Source organism: Nonomuraea sp. NPDC052129, from assembly GCF_040680095.1.
Lineage (GTDB): Bacteria > Actinomycetota > Actinomycetes > Streptosporangiales > Streptosporangiaceae > Nonomuraea.
Genome location: NZ_JBFAVX010000008.1, coordinates 148,971 through 170,973 on the forward strand (window position 1 = coordinate 148,971; position 22,003 = coordinate 170,973).

Annotated in this window: 21 protein-coding genes and 1 pseudogene; 13 read left to right on the forward strand and 9 right to left on the reverse strand. The window is 68.0% G+C overall.

The genetic code is table 11. The features are described from left to right. Positions 1 to 33 precede the first annotated feature (33 nt). The 6 genes from AB0L53_RS20420 to AB0L53_RS20445 all read left to right on the forward strand — a co-directional run bounded on the left by AB0L53_RS20420 (position 34) and on the right by AB0L53_RS20445 (position 6,009). On the forward strand, positions 34 to 972 hold the full coding sequence (locus AB0L53_RS20420; RefSeq protein WP_363996257.1) for an NADP-dependent oxidoreductase: 939 nt from the start codon (positions 34 to 36) through the stop codon (positions 970 to 972). A 41-nt stretch (positions 973 to 1,013) separates the two neighbouring features. Continuing rightward, complete coding sequence (locus tag AB0L53_RS20425; RefSeq protein WP_363995832.1) at positions 1,014 to 2,006, forward strand: sigma-70 family RNA polymerase sigma factor; 993 nt, start codon at positions 1,014 to 1,016, stop codon at positions 2,004 to 2,006. 43 nt (positions 2,007 to 2,049) lie between these two features. After that, positions 2,050 to 3,168 carry a steroid 3-ketoacyl-CoA thiolase gene (locus tag AB0L53_RS20430; RefSeq protein WP_363995835.1) on the forward strand — a complete coding sequence of 373 codons (1,119 nt, stop codon included), beginning with the start codon at positions 2,050 to 2,052 and terminating at the stop codon, positions 3,166 to 3,168. Between the two features lie 145 nt (positions 3,169 to 3,313). Continuing rightward, positions 3,314 to 4,339, forward strand: a complete 1,026-nt coding sequence (locus AB0L53_RS20435; protein ID WP_363995838.1) for an MBL fold metallo-hydrolase — start codon at positions 3,314 to 3,316, stop codon at positions 4,337 to 4,339. A gap of 25 nt (positions 4,340 to 4,364) precedes the next feature. Further along, on the forward strand, positions 4,365 to 5,039 hold the full coding sequence (locus AB0L53_RS20440; RefSeq protein WP_363995841.1) for a FadR/GntR family transcriptional regulator: 675 nt from the start codon (positions 4,365 to 4,367) through the stop codon (positions 5,037 to 5,039). A gap of 16 nt (positions 5,040 to 5,055) precedes the next feature. Continuing rightward, positions 5,056 to 6,009 (forward strand): DNA polymerase ligase N-terminal domain-containing protein, encoded by a 954-nt coding sequence (locus AB0L53_RS20445; RefSeq protein WP_363995844.1) that lies wholly within the window; start codon positions 5,056 to 5,058, stop codon positions 6,007 to 6,009. 4 nt (positions 6,010 to 6,013) lie between these two features. Here AB0L53_RS20445 and AB0L53_RS20450 read toward each other — a convergent pair whose 3' ends face one another. Further along, positions 6,014 to 7,189 (reverse strand): C45 family peptidase, encoded by a 1,176-nt coding sequence (locus AB0L53_RS20450; protein WP_363995847.1) that lies wholly within the window; start codon positions 7,187 to 7,189, stop codon positions 6,014 to 6,016. Between the two features lie 702 nt (positions 7,190 to 7,891). On the opposite strand from AB0L53_RS20450, the gene AB0L53_RS20455 reads away from it, so the two are divergent. The 6 genes and pseudogenes from AB0L53_RS20455 to AB0L53_RS20480 all read left to right on the forward strand — a co-directional run bounded on the left by AB0L53_RS20455 (position 7,892) and on the right by AB0L53_RS20480 (position 11,901). Beyond that, positions 7,892 to 8,539: a hypothetical protein gene (locus tag AB0L53_RS20455; RefSeq protein WP_363995850.1), complete on the forward strand. Its 648-nt coding sequence runs from the start codon at positions 7,892 to 7,894 to the stop codon at positions 8,537 to 8,539. Positions 8,540 to 8,549: 10 nt separating this feature from the next. After that, positions 8,550 to 9,296 carry a hypothetical protein gene (locus AB0L53_RS20460; protein ID WP_363995853.1) on the forward strand — a complete coding sequence of 249 codons (747 nt, stop codon included), beginning with the start codon at positions 8,550 to 8,552 and terminating at the stop codon, positions 9,294 to 9,296. 161 nt (positions 9,297 to 9,457) lie between these two features. Further along, the gene (locus AB0L53_RS20465; RefSeq protein WP_363995856.1) at positions 9,458 to 9,871 is read left to right on the forward strand and encodes a hypothetical protein; all 414 of its coding nucleotides are present in this window, start codon (positions 9,458 to 9,460) and stop codon (positions 9,869 to 9,871) included. Between the two features lie 432 nt (positions 9,872 to 10,303). After that, positions 10,304 to 10,540 (forward strand): annotated as a pseudogene (locus tag AB0L53_RS20470) (AAA family ATPase); the annotation flags it as partial. Positions 10,541 to 10,558: 18 nt separating this feature from the next. Continuing rightward, positions 10,559 to 11,431, forward strand: a complete 873-nt coding sequence (locus AB0L53_RS20475) for a DUF4143 domain-containing protein (protein ID WP_363996260.1) — start codon at positions 10,559 to 10,561, stop codon at positions 11,429 to 11,431. A 50-nt stretch (positions 11,432 to 11,481) separates the two neighbouring features. Beyond that, positions 11,482 to 11,901: a GNAT family N-acetyltransferase gene (locus AB0L53_RS20480; protein WP_363995858.1), complete on the forward strand. Its 420-nt coding sequence runs from the start codon at positions 11,482 to 11,484 to the stop codon at positions 11,899 to 11,901. Between the two features lie 124 nt (positions 11,902 to 12,025). Here AB0L53_RS20480 and AB0L53_RS20485 read toward each other — a convergent pair whose 3' ends face one another. The 8 genes from AB0L53_RS20485 to AB0L53_RS20520 all read right to left on the reverse strand — a co-directional run bounded on the left by AB0L53_RS20485 (position 12,026) and on the right by AB0L53_RS20520 (position 19,736). Continuing rightward, positions 12,026 to 12,982, reverse strand: coding sequence for an aldo/keto reductase (locus AB0L53_RS20485; RefSeq protein ID WP_363995861.1), 957 nt, complete (start codon positions 12,980 to 12,982; stop codon positions 12,026 to 12,028). Continuing rightward, the gene (locus AB0L53_RS20490; protein ID WP_357949913.1) at positions 12,979 to 13,284 is read right to left on the reverse strand and encodes an L-rhamnose mutarotase; all 306 of its coding nucleotides are present in this window, start codon (positions 13,282 to 13,284) and stop codon (positions 12,979 to 12,981) included. Before AB0L53_RS20490 ends, AB0L53_RS20485 begins: the two co-directional genes overlap by 4 nt. Continuing rightward, positions 13,284 to 14,276, reverse strand: coding sequence for an ABC transporter permease (locus AB0L53_RS20495; RefSeq protein WP_363995864.1), 993 nt, complete (start codon positions 14,274 to 14,276; stop codon positions 13,284 to 13,286). The genes AB0L53_RS20490 and AB0L53_RS20495 overlap by 1 nt, the downstream gene beginning before the upstream one ends. Next, complete coding sequence (locus AB0L53_RS20500; protein ID WP_363995867.1) at positions 14,273 to 15,724, reverse strand: sugar ABC transporter ATP-binding protein; 1,452 nt, start codon at positions 15,722 to 15,724, stop codon at positions 14,273 to 14,275. The genes AB0L53_RS20495 and AB0L53_RS20500 overlap by 4 nt, the downstream gene beginning before the upstream one ends. A 29-nt stretch (positions 15,725 to 15,753) precedes the next feature. Beyond that, positions 15,754 to 16,779 (reverse strand): sugar ABC transporter substrate-binding protein, encoded by a 1,026-nt coding sequence (locus AB0L53_RS20505; RefSeq protein ID WP_357949905.1) that lies wholly within the window; start codon positions 16,777 to 16,779, stop codon positions 15,754 to 15,756. A gap of 73 nt (positions 16,780 to 16,852) precedes the next feature. Continuing rightward, on the reverse strand, positions 16,853 to 17,587 hold the full coding sequence (locus tag AB0L53_RS20510) for an SDR family oxidoreductase (protein WP_357949902.1): 735 nt from the start codon (positions 17,585 to 17,587) through the stop codon (positions 16,853 to 16,855). After that, positions 17,584 to 18,894, reverse strand: a complete 1,311-nt coding sequence (locus tag AB0L53_RS20515) for an L-fuconate dehydratase (protein ID WP_363995871.1) — start codon at positions 18,892 to 18,894, stop codon at positions 17,584 to 17,586. Before AB0L53_RS20515 ends, AB0L53_RS20510 begins: the two co-directional genes overlap by 4 nt. Continuing rightward, positions 18,891 to 19,736 (reverse strand): fumarylacetoacetate hydrolase family protein, encoded by an 846-nt coding sequence (locus AB0L53_RS20520; protein ID WP_363995874.1) that lies wholly within the window; start codon positions 19,734 to 19,736, stop codon positions 18,891 to 18,893. The genes AB0L53_RS20515 and AB0L53_RS20520 overlap by 4 nt, the downstream gene beginning before the upstream one ends. Before the next feature lie 1,043 nt (positions 19,737 to 20,779). On the opposite strand from AB0L53_RS20520, the gene AB0L53_RS20525 reads away from it, so the two are divergent. Continuing rightward, complete coding sequence (locus AB0L53_RS20525) at positions 20,780 to 21,967, forward strand: cytochrome P450 (RefSeq protein ID WP_363995877.1); 1,188 nt, start codon at positions 20,780 to 20,782, stop codon at positions 21,965 to 21,967. The last annotated feature ends 36 nt before the right edge of the window (positions 21,968 to 22,003 follow it).

Genomic DNA, 22,003 nt, shown 5'->3' on the forward strand with positions numbered 1-22,003 from the left:
ATACCCCGACACAGCAGGCTTGACCGCATGAAGATGCGCGCGATCAGCCAGGACGCCCTGGGCGGACCAGAAGTGCTGAAGACGATCGAGATGGACAGGCCCACGCCGGGGCCGACCGAGGTGCTCGTGCGGGTGCACGCGGCCGGGGTCAACCCCGCGGACTGGAAGACCCGAGCCAGTGGCGGTCAGCTGGGGACGCCGCCGTTCGTGCTCGGCTGGGACGTCTCCGGCGTCGTCGAGCAGGTGGGCCTGGGCACGACCATTTACCGGCCCGGTGACGAGGTCTTCGGCATGCTCCGCTTTCCGTACGGCCACGGCGCCTACGCCGAGTACGTGAGCGCCCCGGCCCGCCACTTCGCCCCCAAGCCCGCGAACCTCGACCACAACCAGGCGGCCGCGATCCCCCTCGCCGCGCTGACCGCCTGGCAGGCGCTGGTGGACACCGCCGGGCTGACGGCGGGACAGCGGGTGCTCGTGCACGCCGCGGCGGGCGGCGTGGGGCACTTCGCCGTGCAGATCGCCAAGGCACGCGGCGCGCACGTGATCGGCACGGCCAGCGCCGCCAAGCACGACCTGCTCCGCGACCTCGGCGCCGACGAACTGGTCGACTACCGCGACCAGGATTTCGCCGAGGTCGTCCGCGACGTCGACGTGGTGATCGAGACCATGGGCGGCGACTACGGCCCGCGCTCGCTGCGCACCCTGCGCGAGGGCGGCACGATCGTCTCGCTGGCCCTCTCCCTCCTGGACGAGGGCCTGCACGCGCGGGCCGCCGAGCGCGGCATCCGGTCGGCGGCCATGCTCGTCGAGCCCGACCACGCCGCGATGAGGGCGCTGGCCGCGCTGGCGAAGGCCGGGAAACTGCGGGCCGAGCTGGCCGCCGTGCTGCCGCTGGCGGACGCGGCCAAGGCACACGAGCTCGGCGAGTCCGGCCGTACGACGGGGAAGATCGTCCTCTCTGTACGTCCCTGAGACTCGTCGATTTGTCGGTGGCGGGGGCTATACAGGGAGGCATGACTGAGCGGCCGTCGAACGAGGAGTTCCTGCGGCAGACCGACCTGATGCGGCGCGAGTTGCTGGCGCACTGCTACCGCATGCTGGGTTCGGTGCACGACGCCGAGGATCTCGTCCAGGAGACCTATCTGCGCGCGTGGCGCGCCTATGACGGGTTCGAGGGGCGTTCGTCCCTGCGCACCTGGCTCTACCGCATCGCCACGACGGCCTGCCTGACGGCGCTCGACAGCCGGGGCCGGCGGCCACTGCCGACCGGGCTCGGCGCGCCCGCGTCCGAGGCGACCGGCCCTCTGGTCGAGGGCAACGAGGTGCCGTGGCTGGAGCCCGTGCCCACCGGGATGGTCGGCGCCGGGGCCGACGACCCCGCCGCCATCGTCACCTCGCGCGACAGCATCCGGCTCGCGCTCATCGCCGCGCTGCAGCACCTGCCGCCCAGGCAGCGGGCGGTGCTGATCCTGCGCGACGTGCTCAAGTGGCGGGCCGCCGAGGTGGCCGAGGTGCTCGACACCACGACCGTCGCGGTCAACAGCGCGCTGCAGCGCGCCCATGCCCAGCTCGACGAGGTGGCGCCGAGCCTCGACGACCCGATCGAGCCGCTGACGGCCGAGCAGCGGGCGCAGCTCGACCGCTACGTGGCGGCGTTCGAGAATTACGACGTGGCGGGCATCGTGGAGTTGTTCACGAAGGACGCGGTCTGGGAGATGCCGCCGTTCACCGGCTGGTATCAGGGCGCCGAGGAGATCGGCCGGCTCATCGCGACCAACTGCCCGGCGAAGAAGCCCGGCGACCTGCGGCTGGTGCCGGTCGAGGCGAACGGGCAGCCGGCGTTCGGGATGTATCTGCGGCACGGGGATGTCTATGACGCGTTCGGGCTGCCGGTGCTCACGTTCACCGGCTCGCGGGTCAGCCATGTCGCGATGTTCTTCGACCTGGGCCTCTTCGACACCTTCGGGTTGCCTCGCACGCTGAGCGGGGCTTCCACCGGAAACTAGAACCCGTTACAGTCACGTCCAGAGCATCATTCTGGAGGCTACTGTGGGCACACCGGTGATCGTCGAGGCCGTCCGCACCCCCATCGGCAAGCGTGGCGGCTGGCTGGCCGAGCTCAAACCGCAGCAGGTGCTGGCCACCGCGCTCAACGGCCTGATCGAGCGCTCCGGGATCGACCCGGCGATCGTCGGCCAGGTCTTCGCCGGGTGCGTGACCCAGGCGGGCGAGCAGGGCGGGCATGTGGGGCGGCACTCCTGGCTGTACGCGGGGCTGCCGTACCAAACGGGAGTGACCACGATCGACGCACAGTGCGGATCGTCGCAGCAGGCCGTACACCTGGCGGCGGCGATGATCCGGGCCGGCGTGATCGACGTGGGCGTCGGGTGCGGGGTCGAGGTGATGAGCCGGGCGCCGCTCGGCAGCAACGTCCTGCCGGCCAAGCCGAAGCCCGACGACTGGAACATCGACCTACCCGACCAGTTCACCGCGGCCGAGCGGATCGCGGAGCGCCGCGGGCTGACCCGCGAGCGGCTCGACTGGTTCGGGGCGCGGTCGCAGCAGCTGGCCGCCAAGGCGTGGGCCGACGGGCGGTTCGAGCGGGAGATCGTGCCCGTCGGGCAGGTACGCAGGGACCAGGGCTTACGCGAGACCACCGTCGACGGGCTGGCCGCGCTCAAGCCGATGATGGGCGAGGGCGGCCGGCACACCGCGGGCACCTCGTCGCAGATCTCCGACGGCGCCGCCGCGGTGCTGGTGATGAGCGAGGAGACGGCCCTGCGGCACGGCCTGCGGCCCCGGGCGCGGATCCTGGCCCAGGCCCTCGTCGGCGCGGAGCCCTACTACCACCTGGACGGGCCGGTGGACGCGACGGCGAAGGTGCTCGCGACGGCCGGGATGACGATCGGCGACATCGACAGGTTCGAGGTGAACGAGGCGTTCGCGTCGGTCGTGCTGTCATGGGCGAGCGTGCATGAGCCCGACTTCGACCGCGTCAACGTCAACGGCGGCGCGATCGCGCTCGGCCACCCCGTCGGTGCCACGGGGGCGCGGCTGCTCACGACGGCGCTGCACGAGCTGGAGCGCTCCGACTCGGCGACCGCGCTGGTCACGATGTGCGCGGGCGGGGCGCTGGCGACGGCCACGATCATCGAACGCATCACGTGACATACAGGGGACGGCCGTCCCACGATCACGTCCGACACCACACGGGCCCGCCGCGCGACCGCGTCCGGGAAAATCCCGTACCGATCTCACGTTTCCGTCCCGCACACTCGACCATGTACAAGCACGCTCAACGGGGGCCCCAGGCATGAAGACGACCCGGCGCAGGCCGTACACCGAGCAGCGCCCGCAGGATCTCGGCGGTGGGGTGTGGAGCGTGCCCGTGCCGATCCCCGGCAACCCGCTCGGCTACACGCTCGTCTACGCCGTCGACTCCCCCAAGGGCCCCGTGCTGGTGGACGCCGGCTGGAATCACCCTGACGCCTGGGCGGCCCTCAGCGGCGGCCTGCGGACCCTCGGCCTTGACGTGACCACCGTCAGAGGTGTGGTCGTCACCCACTTCCACCCCGACCACGCCGGGCTGGCCGGTCAGGTCAGGGCGGAGTCCGGCGCCTGGATCGCGATGCACGAATCGGACGCCGCGCTGGTCAGGCTCATGCACGGCCTCGCCGACGGCGAACACCGCGACTTCCAGGCCGACATGCTCAGGCGGGCGGGGGCCGGGCACGAGGACGTGGCGGTCGCGACCGCCGGCCGCCCGGACACGCCCGCTCTGCCCGACCGCGAGCTGCGTGACGGCGACCTGGTGGACCTGCCGGGCCGCAAGCTGCGGGCCGTGCACACGCCAGGCCACACCCCCGGCCACATCTGCCTGCATCTGGAGGACGCCGACCGCCTGTTCACCGGCGACCATGTCCTCCCCGACATCACCCCCCACGTCGGGATTTATCCCTACGACCGGGACGATGTTGATCCGTTGGGGGATTTTCTGGAGTCGCTGGACCGCGTCGGCGAGCTGGGCCCCTTGGACGCGCTTCCCGCCCATGAATGGATATTTCCGGATGTAGCCGCGCGCGCCGCCGAGATCCGCCACCATCACGAGGAGAAACTCCAGCGACTCGGCGCCCTCCTGGCCGAGCGCGCGCAACCGCTGACCATCTGGGAGACCGCCGCGATGATGACCTGGAACCGGCCCTGGGACGACCTGTCCCCCGTCCTGCGCGGCATGGCCGCGGGAGAGGCGGCCGCGCATCTGCGCACGCTGGAGGCGCGGGGCGTGATTCGCCGCGTCTCCGGAGTCGATACGGTGCGCTTCCAGGCCCTAGAATCCTAGACATCCGATGTCTAGGGAGAAAAGTGTGGCGGTCACCGACGCAGCCATCGACAAAATCAAGCAGATGATCCTCTCGGGCGAGCTCACGCCCGGGGACAGGCTGCCGAAGGAGGCCGACCTGGCCGAGCGCCTCGGCCTGTCGCGCAACTCGCTCCGCGAGGCCGTACGAGCGCTGGCGCTGATCAACGTCCTCGACGTACGCCAGGGAGACGGCACCTACGTCACCAGCCTGGAGCCGCGCCTGCTGCTCGACACCATGTCGTTCGTGCTCGACCTGCATCGCGACGACACGGTGATCCAGTTCTTCGAGGTACGCCGCATCCTGGAGCCCGCGGCGACGGCGATGGCGACCGAGCAGATGACCGACGGGGAGATCGACGAGCTCCGGGTGATCCTGGAGTCGCTGCCCAACTCGCCCACGGTGGAGGAGTTGGTGGCCAACGACCTGGACTTCCACCACCGGATCGCGCGGGGTTCGGGCAACAGCGTGCTCTGCTCGTTCATCGAGAGCCTGTCCGGGCCGACGACCCGGGCGCGGATCTGGCGCGGGCTGACCCAGGAGGGCGCGATGGAGAAGACGCGGGAGCAGCACACCGCGATCTACGAGGCCATCGCGACCCGTCAGCCCGACGTGGCCCGCTCGTGGGCCACGGTGCACATCGCGGGAGTGGAATCCTGGCTGCGCAAGGCCCTCGACTGAGGGTAGATACCCCGGCGTGGCCGACAAACTGGAGAAATATCGCAGTAAACGCGACGCCAGCCGTACCCCCGAGCCCGTCCCCGAGGCGGCGCCGTCACCCGAGCAGGGCGACGGCGCCGCGTTCGTGATCCAGGAGCATCACGCCCGCGCCCTGCACTGGGACCTGCGGCTGGAGCGCGACGGTGTGCTCGCCTCCTGGGCGATCCCCAAGGGCCTGCCCGCCGACCCACGCGTCAATCACCTGGCCGTACGTACCGAGGACCACCCGATGGAATACCTCGACTTCCACGGCGAGATCCCCAAGGGCGAGTACGGCGGCGGCACGATGACGGTCTGGGACCACGGCACGTACGAGACCGAGAAGTGGTCCGACCGCGAGGTCAAGGTCGTGCTGCACGGCTCGCGAGCCGCAGGACGGTTCGTGCTGTTCCCGACGAACGGCAAGAACTGGATGATCCACCGCATGGACCCACCCTCCCGCGACCCCCTGCCCCCGCTCGACCCGATGCTCCCGGTCGAACGGACCCGGCTGCCACGCGACGTGGCCGACTACGCGTTCGAGTTCGCGTGGGGCGGGGAGCGCGTACTGGTGGCGATCGACGGCGGGCGTACGGAGGCGGCGCGGCGCTATCCCTGGCTGCGCCCGCTCGCGGCCTCGTTCGGCAGCCGCACGGCGGTGCTGGACGGCGAGGTGGTCACGATGGCGGGCACGGAGGTCCTGGTCTGCTATGACCTCCTTTACGACGACGGCCACTCCCTGGTCGCGCTGCCGTACACGGCCCGCCGCGCGGCCCTGGAAGCGCTCAAGCTAACCTCCGCCCGCTGGCAGACCGCCCCCGCGTGGCCGGGGCAGGCCAAGCCGGTACGGCAGGCGGCCCGCGAGCAGGGGCTGCCCGGCGTGGTCGCCAAGCGCCTCGGCTCCCTCTACGAGCCGGGCGTGTCGAAGTCCTGGCTCTTCATCCCCGCCTAGCGCCTCATCCCCGTCTAGCGCCGACCGACTCTTCCGGCATCGCGTGCAAGGCGGGCACGGCGCCCTGAGTGAAGACGTCGTCCAGGCGCCAGCGCGCGTACTGGTTCTCGCAGGGCGGCCCGCTCGCGATGGACAGCACACGCTCATCAAGATCCATCACGATCGAGTACACCGTCGTGGACAGATCGGCCTCCGCGACGTCCGGATCGCGGTGGCGGCAGATGCCGTCAGGGAAGGAGAAGTGGTCGCGCAGCGCCGCCACGATGTCCTCGACGGTCACCGCTCGTACGCGCGCCGCGTCCTCCAGCAGATGCCGCATCCGCGCGGGCCGCAGCAGCGTCAGAGCCGAGGCCGCCACCTTCTCATCATGCAGCGGGAGCGGGCACTGGAAGTGGTTGGAGTGAGCCAGCAAGCCGTCCTCCGGCAGCAGGTGCCCGAACACACCGGGCGCCACCTCAAGGTCGATCGCCTCACCTCCGGCGTCGGCGATGAGCACGTTCCCCGAGGAGACGCGGGGCACGTTGAGCGTCCTGCGCAACGCGGTGCTCATCCTCGGCGAGTTCAGCACCCCGCGCAGCAGATAGTGGTAAGGCACGCCCTCGCCGCCGGTGTCCAGGTCGGAGACGAGCAGGTTGGCGCAGACCCCGAGGCCCGCGGAGTTCAACCCGCTCTTGGCCAGCATGCCCGCCTCGGCCAGCGTGAGCACCGAGAAGCCCTCGGTGTCGCGGGTCGCCAGCAGGAACGTGACGGGTCCCTGCTCGGGGTTCCAGTCCCAGTTCTGCGCGAGCAGGGTGTGGCCGTCGCGCGTGTACTGCGGCAACACCGCCACCGAGGTGCAGCCCTCGTCGTGGTAGCCGGTCCCGTAGAGCAGTTCGGTACGCGCGTTGAGCGCCGTGATGTGCTCGACCCGCCGGCCCGCGCCCTCGGCCAGGCCCTCCAGCATCTCCGCGATCGTACGGTCGTAACCCCGGGCCACGGCGAGATAGGTGGCGCCCCAGCGCAGCACGTCGGCGTCCGACAGGCCCACGTCGTCATGGAACCTGCGCAGGTACGTCTCCAGGCTCCGCTCGACGAGTTCACTGGTCCTGCGGCCGATCTCGGCCCCCATCTCACGAGGCGTCCCCTCGACGGCGACGAGCGGCGGGCCGGCCGCCGGGTTGGGTTGACCGTACTCGATCATGTTTCCTCCAGTCGTCGAAGAACGCTGCGCACCTAGAAGCTGCCCTGGTTGAGCGGCCCCATTACCGGTCGGCCCATAACGGAGATACGGCCGGCAACCGTTTGCGCTTTAGCGGGACAAGCACCGCACCGAAGGGAGCGGAGCCTTGTGCAGCGTCCGTCGAGATCTTGGCGGGGTCAATGAGCGGGCGACCGATGCGGGCGCCCAGGCTCTGGGTAAGCCAGGGCGAGCAGGCCGTCGCGTGCGCCTGCGCCTGTGCTGCTCGTGCGCCCTGCGGCCTGATGCTGCGCGACAAGACCTGCTGGGCACGCGCACTTCATCCCATTTAGCCCGAGACGGCAGGGTTGGTCGACTGTGCGCTCGACAACACCGTTTGGAGCCATGTGACCCGCGCACCGCCTGCTCATCCGCCGCTCGCTCGGCAACCCCCGCGACCTGGCTTTCTACCTGTATCACACGCCGCGGCCGGCGCCGTTACAACGGAAGAGGAACGGAAGCGGAATGGAAGAACGGCGTCATAGCGTCCTTCTGTCCGGACCGTAGCCATGTCTTCTGCGCAATGAGTTGAAGCATGTGAAACATCAGGTCGTCGGCGTGTGCGAACGATATCAGTGCGGCGCTGTACGTGTTTCATCCCCATGTTCCAGGTGGCACATGTATCAATCGGTACATCAAGTGCCCATGACTTTGTGAAGGAGAAGAGTGTCAGTATTCAGTCGCGTGCCCGTTCGACGACGGGTTACCGGTGTGGTCGCGATGGCTCTCGTGCCGTTGATGGTGGCGGTCGGGGTGGCCTGGGCCGCCGTCACCGACAACATGTTCCCGACCGAAAGCACCGGCAGTAGCTGCCTGACCGGCATGGGCAATTCGCCATGCCAGACCGACAATCGCGAGGTCTATTTCTACATGGACAGCAGCGGTGAATACAAGCTGGAGTCGGAGGACCGGTCGATGGTAAACGCCGCCATTGACAGAGAGTACCGTCCCACGGATTTGGCCTTCCACTACGACTCGTCGCCGGTGTTCGAGGGGAGCGCGGAGACCGACATCATCTACCAGGAGGGCTCGACCGGCCTCCCGGACAGTGTGGCCGGTAGGGCGTGGTGCAATGCGCGCGGCGGCGCGCTTTACAACTGCGACCAGCAGTACATTCGCATCCGAGGCAACGGAGATTACACCTACGCGAGAGTTTGCCATGAGACCGGACACGCTGTCGGCCTGCAGCACGGCGACTACGCCATACCCATGCTCAGCAAGACCGATTCCCGCCTCGGCTGTCTGGTGACCCCTTCCACAGGCCATAACGATCTTGGCGACAATAACCGGGAGAACATCGATGGCACTTATTAGGAGGGCCGCGGTGAAGCGTCTCACGTATATCGCAACCGGTATCGGGCTCGCCGCGGCTCTCGCTGTCGCGGGATTCGCCACTGTGAATGCCGCCGACGGCGCGCCCGCGCCGCGCCGGGTCGTGATGGCCGACGGAGACGACCGCCTGCCCAGCATCACAGCGACGGACTGGGTGACGTACGCCGACCATGTGGTCGTCGTCAGCGCCACCTCCGAGGAGACGATCCCGCCCGCCCAGATCGAGATCGAGCGAGGGGAAGGATTGATCGGGCGGAAGGTGAAACTGGAGGTCAAGAAAGTGCTGTGGTCGCGGGAGGACGCGGCCCAACCGGCCCCGAAGGAGTGGGAGTACAACGCGTCCGGTTGGACCTTCACCGAGGGAAACCTGAACAGTCCGACCGCGACGGCCATATACGATCGGCCGCGCATCGAACCCGGGCACCAGTACATCCTGGCCATCACCTGGGAAGGGCGGCACTGTGCCGAGGGCGACACCCCGGAGCCCGCAAAGTGGATGGGGCTCGGCGAAGGTTCGGAGCTACCCTTCGACGGCGACACCATCGGCCAGGGTGAGATGGAAGGCCACGCGCAGAGCGCCGCCGAAGCACGCACACTAGCGGCCGACGCCGGTCCGGACACCGGACTGGAAGAGGAAATGGCAGGCAACAGCGCGGACGCCCTCGCCGCCAAACTGAAGGCGACCCAGCCTGGGGAAAGACAGCAGTTCGGACCGCCTCCGACGGCCACCTGCGGCTGAGCATCGGGTTGCCCTCTGCTCGAGGGCTTGTGGAAAGAGTCCTCCCCCGAGGACCAGTTGGAACAGGCCATCGGCGAGGCCGATAAAGACTGGCCCCTGAGTCGTACGGTGCCGCCCATTGTGCGGCGCCGTACGTGTTTCATGACTTCCGAAGGAGAAGAGTGTCAGTATTCAGTCGCGTGCCCGTTCGACGACGGGTTACCGGTGTGGTCGCGATGGCTCTCGTGCCGTTGATGGTGGCGGTCGGGGTGGCCTGGGCCGCCGTCACCGACAACATGTTCCCGACCGAAAGCACCGGCAGTAGCTGCCTGACCGGCATGGGCAATTCGCCATGCCAGACCGACAATCGCGAGGTCTATTTCTACATGGACAGCAGCGGTGAATACAAGCTGGAGTCGGAGGACCGGTCGATGGTCAACGCCGCCATTGACGGAGAATACCGTCCCACAGATCTGGCCTTCCACTACGACTCGTCGCCGGTGTTCGAAGGGAGCGCGGCAGGGCCGAAGCGTTCTCGGCTGGTGGACGCATGGCGCGGCCGGGCGGTTGAGAGGCACCCCCCCGGGCACGAATGACGAACGCGACCCCACCCTGGCCGAGATCCTGGATGCGCTGCCCGATCCGCGCAGCCGCCGAGGACACCGCTACCGGCCCGGTCCGCTGCCGGCGTTACCCCTGCTCGCCGTGCGGCTATCTAGCCGCGCTCACCGCCCACCACCACGAACATTTCACCCACAGGCCGGAGCGAGCTCACCGGCCTGGCCATGGACGGCAAGGCCACCATCGTCACGACCAGAACGCCATGAGTTCCGCGACCAAAACGCCACGATCATGGCGACCACAGCGCCATGAGCTGGTGTAGGTGAGATGCTTAAGCCGTGGTCAGCAATGCATTGAACAGGGTTGTTCCACGTCATGCCGAACGTGCTGTGACCGAGGCTCTGGCGGACACTCGAGTTGTCCTCCTCAACGGAGCTCGTCAGTCCGGCAAGACCACGTTGGTACGCGTGGTCGCCAAAGACAGAACCGCCGAATGGCGCGACCTCGACACCGTGATCAACCGGCAGGCGGCCACCACCGATCCCGAAGGATTCGTGGCGTTCCCGGACCTGATGGTCATCGACGAGATCCAGCGAGTCCCCGACCTGCTGCTCGCCATCAAGTCCCAAGTCGACCGGGATCCACGGCCGGGCCGCTATCTCTTGACCGGCTCGTCCCGTGTGCTCGGTCTCCGAGGACTGCCTGACACGCTTCCCGGACGGATGGAGACCATCGAGCTCTGGCCTTTCTCTCAGGGAGAGATCGACGGCACGCCGGACGGTTTCGTGGACGCCATTTTCGCCGAGGGCGCCGGGCTACATCACACATCGAAGGTCTCGCGAGGTGACTACGCCGAACGACTTGTCAGGGGCGGTTTCCCCGAGGCTGTCGCTCGGCCGACTGCCAAGCGTAGACAACACTTCTTCGACTCATACGTGGGCGACCTGATCGCCCGCGACGTGAGCCAACTGGCCGAGATTGAGCGGACTGACGAAATGCGGGCCCTGATTCGCCTGGTCGCGGCCCGTTCCGGACAACTCCTCGTCGGCACCGGTCTGAGCAATGAGCTCGGCATCTCGGCCAACACGGTCCGCCGCCACCTGGCCCTGTTGGAAGAGGTGTTCCTGATCAAACGCATCCCCGCATGGTCGAGGAACATCAGCAACCGGGCCGTCGGAACGCCCAAAGTCGCCTGTGTCGACTCCGGCATAGCCGCGAACCTGGTCGGTGCCGACGCGCGCAGTCTGGTCCGGCCGGGCAGCCTGTTCGGACCCTTGTTGGAGGGGTTCGTCCTCATGGAGCTCGCTCGCCAATTGACGTGGTCCGCGGAGAGAGTGGAGCTGTTCCACTTCAGGACCAAAGACAAGACCGAGGTCGACGCGGTTCTCGAAAACAGGCAGGGCCGGGTGGTCGCGATCGAGGTGAAGGCCGCGTCCACCGTACGGAGTGAGGATTTCAAGGGGTTGAGGCATCTGGCCGACCGGCTCGGGGACGACTTCGTCGCGGGTCTCGTGCTCTATACCGGCGACCAGACCTACTCGTTCGGTGATCGGATGCGGGCGATGCCGGTGAGCGCGTTGTGGGAGATCGGCTAGGAGATACTCGGGGGATGCAGATTTCCGAAATATCGCCTGATAGTGAGTCGGTGGGGCCTCGGTTGCTGGCGGTTCAGCAGGCCGCGTACGCGGTCGAGGCGAAGATCATCGAGGATGACCGGATTCCCCCGTTGAGTGAGACGCTCGATGAGCTGCGGGCGCGGCCGTTGCGGTGGGTGGGGGCCTTCGACGAGGACGAGTTGTTGGTGGGGGCCGTCGCGTGGAGCGAGACGGTGGATGAGGTGGACATCGACCGGCTGGTGGTCGATCCCGCGGCGCACCGGCGAGGGGTGGGGCGGACGCTGGTCGAGGAGGTCATGAGCCGGGCGGGCAGCCGCAGGATCGTGGTGTCCACCGGCCGGGCCAACGCACCGGCCAGGAAGCTGTACGAGCGGCTGGGGTTCGAGGGGCTCGACGAGGTGGAAGTGATCCCGGGGCTGTGGATCGCCAACTACGCCTACGGCGGCTGAACCAACTACCGCCCGCGGCGACCGAACCAGCTACCGCCAGGCCGGCTGAGCCGGCCACGCCTGCCGCGGTTGCCAGCGACGTGGCCGGGACGTTCAGCGATCCACGTGAAGCCGGTCGCGAGAGCTAAGCCGGTCGCGGCAGGAGGCCCTCGGCCGCCAGTTCCGACCACAGGTTGTCGGGGACCGGACGCTCCCAGAGCGCCGCGTTGGTCGCCACCTCCTCCGGCGACCGGGCCCCGATGACGATGGAGGCCACCGCCGGGTGCCGGAGCGGAAAGGCCATGGCCGCCTGCGGGAGCGGCACGTCGTACCTCTCGCAGACCTTGGCGATCCGTCTGGCGCGGTCGAGCACCTCGGCGGGAGCGGGCTCGTAGTTGTACGTGCCCCCCGGGGTGGAGGTGGCCAGCAGGCCGCTGTTGAAGACGCCCGCCGCGAGCACCCGTACGCCCTTGTCCGCGCAGGCGTCGAGCAGCGGGAGCCCCGACTGGTCGATCAGCGTGTAGCGGCCGGCCAGCATGACCACGTCGATGTCGGTCTCCTGGACGAACCGCAGCGGCACCTGCCACTGGTTCATGCCGACGCCGATCGCGCCGATCACGCCCTGCGAGCGGAGCTCGGCCAGCGCCGGGTACGCCTCGCTGATGGCCTGGTCGGCGTGGGCGTCCGGGTCGTGGATCAGGGCGATGTCGACGCGGTCCAGGCCGAGCCGGGCCAGGGACTCCTCCAGAGATCTCCGTACGCCGTCGCCAGAGAAGTCCCAGACGCGCTCGAAAGCGGCCGGTACGTCGAAGCCCTGCTCATCACGACCGCCCGTGGCGGAGGGGACCAGCAGGCGGCCGACCTTGGTCGAGAGCACGTAGCCCTCGCGGCCGGCGAGCGCGGCGCCGAGGCGGCGTTCGGACAGGCCGACTCCGTAGTGCGGGGCCGTGTCGAACAGCCGCACGCCATGAGACCAGGCGGCGTCCACGGTCGCGCGCGCCTGCTCGTCGCTGACCGCCTCGTAGAGGCCGGCGATCGGCGCCGCTCCGAAGCCGTGGCGGGGCAGTTCGATCATGTCGTTCTCCAGGTCAGCATTCGTCACGTCATTTCCCAGACCAGCGCGAGCCCGCCGGCGCCCTTGTCGAAGTCGCCGTCGAGCAGCCGGTTCATCTGGACCTGCCACGCCTGGTCGGCGGGATCATCCTTGAGCGCCGCTTGCAGCGCGGCGTAGTCGTCGACCTCGACGAAGTGGAACAGGTCGAGTCCGTCGCGGAAGATGCGCCAGGAGTGCACGCCGTTGGCCCGCATGACCGCCTCCAGTTCGGCGGGGATGCTCGCGTGCTCCCGGTCGTAGGTCTCCTCGTAACCGGGTTTGAGCCTGGTACGCAGTGCGATGCGTTCCATCAGTCCTGGGCCTTTCCGCCGGCGATCCGGCTGATGATGAGTGCGATCAGGATGATGCACCCATAGACGACCGGCTGCCAGAAACCGGAGACGCCCTTGAGAGTGAGGATGTTCTGGACCAGGCCGATCACCAGCACGCCGGTGAGCGCGCCGAGGATCGTGCCCTTGCCGCCGTCCATGCTGACGCCACCGATGACGGCCGCGGCGAACACCATGAAGATCCAGCCCACGCCCTGGTTGGAGCCGATGGCGCCGAGCCGCCCGGTCTCCAGGACGCCGGCGAGCGCCGCGAGCGTACCGCCGAGGATGAACACGCCCCACAGCACCCGGTCCACCCGGATGCCCGCCGCCCGCGCCGCGTCGGCGTTGCCGCCGATCGCGTAGAGCGAGCGCCCGAGCCGGAAGTAGCCGAGTCCGACGATGCCCGCCGCGAACAGTACGGCCGCGATCCAGATCGCCGCCGGCAGGCCGAGCCAGATGGCGCTGCCCAGGTAGAGGATGGAGTCGGGCAGCTCGAACAGCGTCTTGCCCTCGGTCGGGCCCAGCTGCAGGCCGTGCACGATGATCAGCATGGCCAGCGTGACGATGAACGCCGACAGCTGAAACTTGATGATCAGGAACCCGTTGAACGCCCCGATCGCCGCCCCGATCAGCAGGCAGAGCGGGATCACCAGCGGCCCGGGTAAGCCAAGCCCGAACCCGCCGGCCGACGCCGGGATCACCAGCATCACCGCGATCGCCGGGGCCATGCCGACCGTCGACTCCAGCGACAGGTCGAACTTGCCGGCGATCAGGATCATCGCCTCGGCCAGCACCAGCAGCGAGATCGACGCCTGCTGCTGGAGCACGTTGGTCAAATTGCCACCCGTCAGGAAGACCGGGTCCAGGAACGCGCCCACGATGAGCAGGATCAGGATCACCGGCACCAGCGTGAGGTCCCGGAACCTGGCGAGCCGCACCCGGGGGGCCGGCGCAGACAGTGTGGTTGTCACTCTTCAATGCCTTCCATCACGGCTACGAGCTCATGGTCGGTCCACCCACGCGGCACGTCCTTCACGACCCTGCCGTGGAACATCACCAGCACCCGGTCGCAGATGCGCAGGTCGTCGAGCTCGTCGGAGACCAGTACGGCCCCCGCTCCCCGCTCGACCGCGTCCTCGACGGCGCCGAGCAGAGCCTGTTTGGCCTTGACGTCGACGCCGGCGGTTGGGTTGATCACCACCAACGCGGACGGGTCGTCGACCAGCGCCCGCGCGAACACCACCTTCTGTGCGTTTCCTCCAGACAGGTCACCGACGGGCTGGTCGGGCCCTTCGGTCTTGATGTCCAGGTCCTCGATCAGTCGCAAGGCCTTGTTCCGGCGTCTCGTCGGTGAGATGAGGCCGTACCTGCCGAGCTTGCGGACGATCGGCAGCGTGCCGTTCTCCCCCACCGAGAGCAGCGGGACGAAGCCCTCGCGGTTGCGGTCCTCCGGCACGAAGCCGAGGCCCGCCCCCAGGGCGGCCGGTACGTCGCCCGGCCTGACCTGGGTGCCGTTGACCGTGACCGTGCCCGAGTCGGGTTTGCGCAGGCCGACCAGGGTCTCGGCCAGGCCGACCTTGCCGCTGCTGCCGGATCCGGCCAGGCCGACCACCTCGCCGCTCCTGACGGCCAGGTCGACGGCCTGGAAGCGGCCGGCCAGCGACAGCCTCTCGGCCGACAGGACCACGTCGCCGTTCGCGGCGCCGCGGGTCCTGGCCTCGTACGCCGCCGTGGCCTCGCCCGTCATCGCCGCCACCAGCTCGTCGTGCGGCAGCTCGGCGACCGGTCTGGTCATGACATGCCGGGCGTCGCGGAAGACGGTGACGCTCTGGCAGATCTCGTACACCTCATCGAGATGGTGGGAGATGTACATCATCGTCACGCCCTGCTCGCGCAGCGCCCGCATGCGGGTGAACAGCCGCTCGATGGCCGGGCCGTCCAGCCGGGCGGTCGGCTCGTCGAGGATGATGAACCGCGCGCCGAACGACAGCGCGCGGGCGATCTCCACGAGCTGCCGCTGTTCGACGTTCAGGTCGCCGGCGAGTGCCTCCGCGTCCACCTCCACCTCGTACGTGGCCAGCAGTTCGCGGGCCTTCGCCCGGAGTGTCCGCCAGCTGATCATTCCGCCGGTGGTCTGGCGGTTGAGGAACAGGTTCTCGGCGACGGTCAGCGCCGGGATGATCGTCGACTTCTGGTACACGCAGGCGACCCGCTGCCGCCAGGCGTCGCGGTCCGCGAGGGCGGGCGCCGCCTCTCCCGAGAACCGCACCTCGCCCTCGTCCGGCCGCTGAAGCCCGGTGAGAATCGACACCAGGGTGGACTTTCCCGCGCCGTTCCTGCCGACGAGCGCGTGGGTCTCCCCCTCGGCGATCGCGATGCCCGCGCCGTTCAGCGCCGTGGTGGGGCCAAAGCGCTTCACGACATTTCGGGCTTCAACATGATTTTTCATTACTTGACCTGGTTGCCCCAGAGGTTCTTGTCGTCCACATTGTCCTTGGTGACGAGCGGGGCGGGAAGCTGGTCCTCCAGACCGTTCGGCAGCTGGATGATCGTGCTGTCGTGGTCGGTCGGCCCTGGCTTGAAGGTCTTGCCGTCGATCGCCGCCTTGGCGTAGAAGAGGGCGTACTTCGCGTACAGGTCAGCGGGCTGCGACACCGTGGCGTCGATGTCGCCCTTGCGGATCGCCTCGAACTCCTGCGGGATGCCGTCGTTCGACACCACGAACACGTGCTTGGGATCGGTCGGAGGGACGAGCAGACCCTTCTGCTTCAGCACCTGCAGTGTCGGGGCCAGGTGCACGCCACCGGCATGCATATAGATGCCCTTGATATCCGGGTTCTGCTCCAGCCTGGTCTGCAGCATGGACGCGGCCTTGCTGCCCTCCCACTCGGTCGGCTCCTCGAAGACCGTGATCCCGGGGAACTTCGTCTTCATGCACTCCCGGAACGCCTCGGCCCGGTCGCGCCCGTTGATCGAGCTCAGGGAGCCCATCAGCTGGACGACCTTGCCCTTGCCGCCCAGCTTCTCGCCCAAGAACTCGCAGGCTTTCGTCCCGTACGCCCGGTTGTCAGCGCGTACGACCATGTAGACCTGACCCTTGTCCGGCCGGGTGTCGACGGTCACGACGGGGATCTTCTTGTTCGCCAGCGTCTGGAGGGTCGTGGCGATCGCGCCGGTGTCCTGGGGAGCCATCACGATCGCCTTGGCCCCTTGGCCGATCAACGCCTGAACGTTGTTGACCAGCTTGGTCACGTCGTTCTGCGAGTTCGTCGCGGGCATCAGGTCGACCTTGAGCTCGCCGGCCATCTGCGGGACGTACTTGATGTAGGAGTTCCAGAAGTCGGAGTCGGCGCGCGGGTGGTCGATGCCGACCTTCCCGCCGCCGCCTCCTCCGGCTGCTGTCTGACCTCCGGAGCCGCACGCGGTGATGACCGCGAGGAGGGCCGCACCTGCGGCTAAAGGACCGAACTTCATGGTGGGGGGTTACCTTCCTCGAATGCCTCTGCTTGACCGGCCCTCGACTGGGCTTGGCTGTCCGTCGACTCGTTCAGTTGACTGGCCGGAGCCGTAGTCCCTGCATGCCGCCGTCGACCGCGAGCGAGGTGCCGGTCGTCGCGCCGGCCTCGGGCCCGGCCAGGTAGGCGATCGCCGCGGCCACCTCCTGCGCGCTGACCAGGCGACCCATGGGCTGCCTGGCGTTCAGCGCCTGCCGCTCCGCCACCGGGTCGTCGGCCGCGTCGAGCAGCCTTCCCACCCACGGGGTGTCCGCTGTGCCGGGATTGACGCAGTTGACCCTGATGCCCTCCCGTACGTGATCCGCCGCCATCGCCAGCGTGAGCGACAGGACCGCACCCTTGGTCGCGCTGTACAGCGCCCGGTTCGGCAGGCCCGCGGTGGCCGCGATCGAGCACGTGTTGACCACCGCCGCGTGCTCCGACTGCCTGAGGTACGGCAACGCCGCCCGGGTCACCCGGACCATGCCGAACACGTTGACGTCGAACGCCTTCTGCCACTCGCTGTCGGGGTTGTCGGCGACCGTACCCTGTGCCCCGATGCCCGCGTTGTTGACCACGATGTCGATGCCGCCGAGCCGCTCGGCCGCCTCGGCCACGGCCGCGCGTACGCCGGCGTCGTCCGTGACGTCCACCTTGATGCCGATGAACGGATCACCGGGCGGGTTGATGTCGAAACAGGCGACCTTCATGCCGCGCTCGGCGAGCAACGTGGCCGTGGCGAGGCCGATACCGGCTCCGCCGCCCGTGACAATCGCTTTAAGACTCATGCGTCCCTCCAGACCTCGCCGCCGGGGAAAGTGTGGGCGGCGATCGATTCGGGGTGCATCGCCGCGCTGAAGCCCGGCGCGCTGGGGGCGGCGTACCGGCCGCCTTCGATGACCACGGGGTCGACGAAATGCTCGTGCAGGTGATCGACGTACTCGATCACCCGGTTCTCCATCGTGCCGGTCACGGCCACGTAGTCGAACATCGACAGGTGCTGTACCAGCTCGCACAGCCCCACGCCGCCGGCGTGCGGGCAGACGGGGATGCCGAACCTGGCCGCGAGCAGCAGGATCGCGATGTTCTCGTTAACACCACCGACCCGAGCAGAGTCCAGTTGCAGGTACGAGATCGCGCCCGCTTGCAGGAGTTGCTTGAACACGATCCGGTTCTGCACGTGCTCGCCGGTGGCCACCGGGATGGGCTTGATGCCCGCGGCGATGGCGGCGTGGCCGAGCACGTCGTCGGGGCTGGTCGGCTCCTCCACCCAGTGCGGGTTGAACTGCTGGAGAGCGTTCACCCAGTCGATGGCCGCGCCCACGTCCCAGCGCTGGTTGGCGTCGATCGCGATGGGGAAGTCGGCCCCGCACACCTCGCGGGCCACCCGGAAACGTCGGATGTCGTCGTCGAGGTCGGCGCCCACCTTGAGCTTGATCTGGCCGAAGCCCGCGTCGAGGGCCTCCTTGCACAGCCGGCGCAGCTTGTCGTCGTCGTAGCCGAGCCAGCCCGGGGAGGTGGTGTAGGCGGGGTACCCCTCGCGCTTGATGTCCTCGACCCGCTGCGCCTTCCCCTTTTCCGCCTTTTTCAGGATTTCTAGGGCCTGTTCGGGCGTCAGGGCATCGCTCAGGTACCGGAAGTCGATGAGATCGACGATCTCCTCGGGAGTCATCTCGGACAGCAGCAACCAGAGCGGCTTGCCCGCCCGCTTCGCCTTCAGATCCCACAGCGCGTTGACCACGGCGGAGATCGCCATGTGCATGACGCCCTTCTCGGGGCCCAGCCAGCGCAGCTGCGAGTCGTAGACCATCTCCTTGTAGAGGGCGCCCAGATCCTCGACGTCCCTGCCGATCACGTACGACTCGAGGGCGCTGATCGCCGCGGTCTGCACGTCGTTGCCGCGCCCGATGGTGAACGCGAACCCGTGCCCGGCGTAGCCGTCATCGGTCTTGAGAACCACGTAGGCGGCGGAGTAGTCGGGGTCGGGGTTCATGGCGTCGGAGCCGTCCAGCTCCCGGGAGGTGGGGAAGCGGATGTCGTGCGTCTCCAACTCCACGATCCGGTAGCTGCTCTTCTGTCCGTCGGGAGTCGTCATGCCTGGCCCACCGTCTGGCGCTGGCGACCGAGTCCCTCGATCTCCAGCTCCATCACATCACCCGCGCGCAGGTACGGCTGGCCGGGCATCCCCATGGCGACCCCGGCCGGAGTGCCGGTGTTGATCACATCACCCGGATCGAGCACCATGAACTGGCTCAGGTACCGGACGATCTCCGCCACATCGAAGATCATGTTCTTGGTGACGCCGTCCTGGCGCACCTCGCCGTTCACCGACAGCCGCATGGTCAGGTTCTGCGGGTCGGCCACCTCATCGGCGGTCACCAGCCAAGGCCCGAGCGGATTGAACGTCTCGCACGACTTGCCCTTGTCCCACTGGCCACCCCGCTCCAGCTGGAACTCCCGCTCAGAGACATCGTTGGCCACCGCGTACCCCGCGATGACGTCGAGCGCCTCCTCCCGGCTGCCCAGGTAGCGGGCCCGCTTACCGATGATGACGGCCAGCTCCACCTCCCAGTCGGTCTTCAGACTGTTCCGCGGTACGAGCACCTCGTCGTAGGGGCCCACCATGGTGTTGGCGGCCTTCATGAACACGACCGGCTCCGCCGGAACCTCCGCGCCGGACTCGGCCGCGTGGTCGCTGTAGTTCAGCCCGATACAGACGATCTTGCCTGGTCGCGCGACCGGAGCGCCCACGCGCAGCCCCTCGGCCGCGATCACGGGCAGCGCGTCGCGCTCGAGCGCGTCGCGGACGCGCGCCACTCCCCCGGAAGCGAGGAAAGCCCCATCGATCTCGGGCTCTCCGATGTCGCGCAGGTTACCGGCGCCGTCCATCACCACCGGACGCTCCTGGCCGACAGGTCCTACTCGCAGCAGCTTCACACCGCATCCTTAAGTTATACATCGGATGTATCTAGCATGATGCTGGTCGGCCTCGGTGGGGCCTGTCAAGCCTTCACGCGCGATACATCGGATCCATTGAGGCCGAGAGTGGCCGCTGAAGTCGCATTACAAACGGTTGCAGTGACTGGTAAGGGCCATCCTTTGCGCGAAGGTTCGCCATGCAGTAGTCACATACATCGGATGGCACCCTTTCCACATGGCGGACTCCTTTCACCTGCGCAACGGGTAGATCCTCGGAGGTCTAGCATAAATCGCTGGGCAGAACCCAGGCTCACCCACCCCGCAGCCTTCCCCATCCGCCTCCACCACAAGCCCCACTTAACGGGTAAACCTCCGCCAAATGCCCCCAAACACCCGATGAATCTACTCAACCTCGCACGTACGGGATGGCCCTGCCTCCCTCTGGCCGCTCTCACAACCGACCTCCGCCACTCCCGCGCCCGCCATCCCAACCCAACGACGCCACCAACCACACCAACCCCAACATGGAGGGCCGTCCGGCAAGCGGTTGGAACGTCAGCGCACGTTGTAGGTCGTAGACGGCGGGGGCGAATGGGCGATGTGGCCGCCCGAAACCTCAATGCGGTGTCCACGAACGTTCGCCGGACTTCCGCTCCTCCACTCCCCCTGCGGCAGCACACCTCCGTGGAGACCCCGACCACCACGGACCGGCTCCTTCCCCAGCCCGGAGAGGACATCCCTCCGGCCTTCTTGGGGAGAGCCCTTGGGGGGAGAACTGAAGGAGCTGAGAGAGAGCTGAGAGGGCAAGGGCTGGGCCGCTGGACGGATGGGTGGACCGGTTGGCATGATCATGGACGAGCAGACAAGATGAGTCCGCCTCAGGCATGGCAGGGCCAGCTTGCGGGCGTCGGTGGGCCGGGATGGTCAGCGAGCCGAGATGGCGGGGATCGGGATGATGGCGGGGTGGGCGGTTGACTGAGGCAGCAGCGCGTAATAGAACACGTTTCAATAAGGCGTTTAACCAAGCGCTTGATCACTCCACAGGCCCGAGGTGAGCTCGAGTGCATATTGACCTCGTCGACCAGGACCGTTACGCGACCTCCGGCCCGCCACACGAGCAGTTGCGCTGGCTGCGCGACAACGATCCCGTACACCGGCACGAGGGCGAGCCCGACTTCTGGGCCGTCACCCGATATGACGATGTCGTACAGGTGTCTCGGCGCTCGGACCTGTTCTCCTCGTCCAGGAAACTGGCGCTGTTCGACGAGGTCACCGAGGAGCAGCGGGCGCTGCAGCGGCTGATGATGCTCAACCAGGACCCGCCGGAGCACACGCGGCGGCGGTCGCTGGTCAACCGGGGGTTCACGCCGCGCACGATTGGAGCGCTCGAACAGCACATCCGGGAGATCTGCGACGATCTTCTCGACAAGTGCTCGGGCGAGGCGGACTTCGTCACCGAGGTGGCGGCTCCGCTGCCGCTCTACGTGATCTGCGAACTGCTCGGCGCCCCGGTCGAGGACCGGGACAAGATCTTCAACTGGTCGAACCGCATGATCGGCGCCCAGGACCCCGACTACGCCACCTCGGAGGACCAGGGCGGCGCGGCGGCCATGGAGGTGTACGCGTACGCCAACCAACTGGCCGCCCAGCGCAAGGCGAACCCGCGCGACGACATCGTCACCAAGCTCATCCAGCCCGACGAGAAGAGCGGCGAGACGCTCGGGGAGGATGAATTCGACCTCTTCGTCCTCCTGCTGGTGGTCGCCGGCAACGAGACCACCCGCAACGCGGCCTCCGGCGGAATGCTCGCCCTCTTCGAACACCCCGAACAGTGGCAACGCTTGGTCGCGGACCCCACGCTGGCCGGCACGGCGTCCGACGAGATCGTCCGGTGGGTGTCACCGGTGAACCTGTTCCGGCGCACGGCCACGGCGGACACGGTGCTGGGCGGCCGGCAAATCGCCGAGGGCGACAAGGTCGTGGTCTTCTATTCGTCAGCGAATCGGGACACCTCCATTTTCCCGGATGCCGAGGTATTCGACATCGGCCGCAACCCGAACCCGCACATCGGTTTCGGCGGCGGTGGGGCACACTTCTGCCTGGGCAATCACCTGGCGAAGCTGGAGCTGCGGGTGCTGTTCGAGCAACTGGCCCGGCGGTATCCCCGGCTGCGGCAAACGGGAGAGGCACGGCGCCTACGGTCGAACTTCATCAACGGCATCAAGGAACTACCGGTCGTCATGGACTGATCGCCAGCCGGCCGGCCCTGCGACCAGCAAGATCGC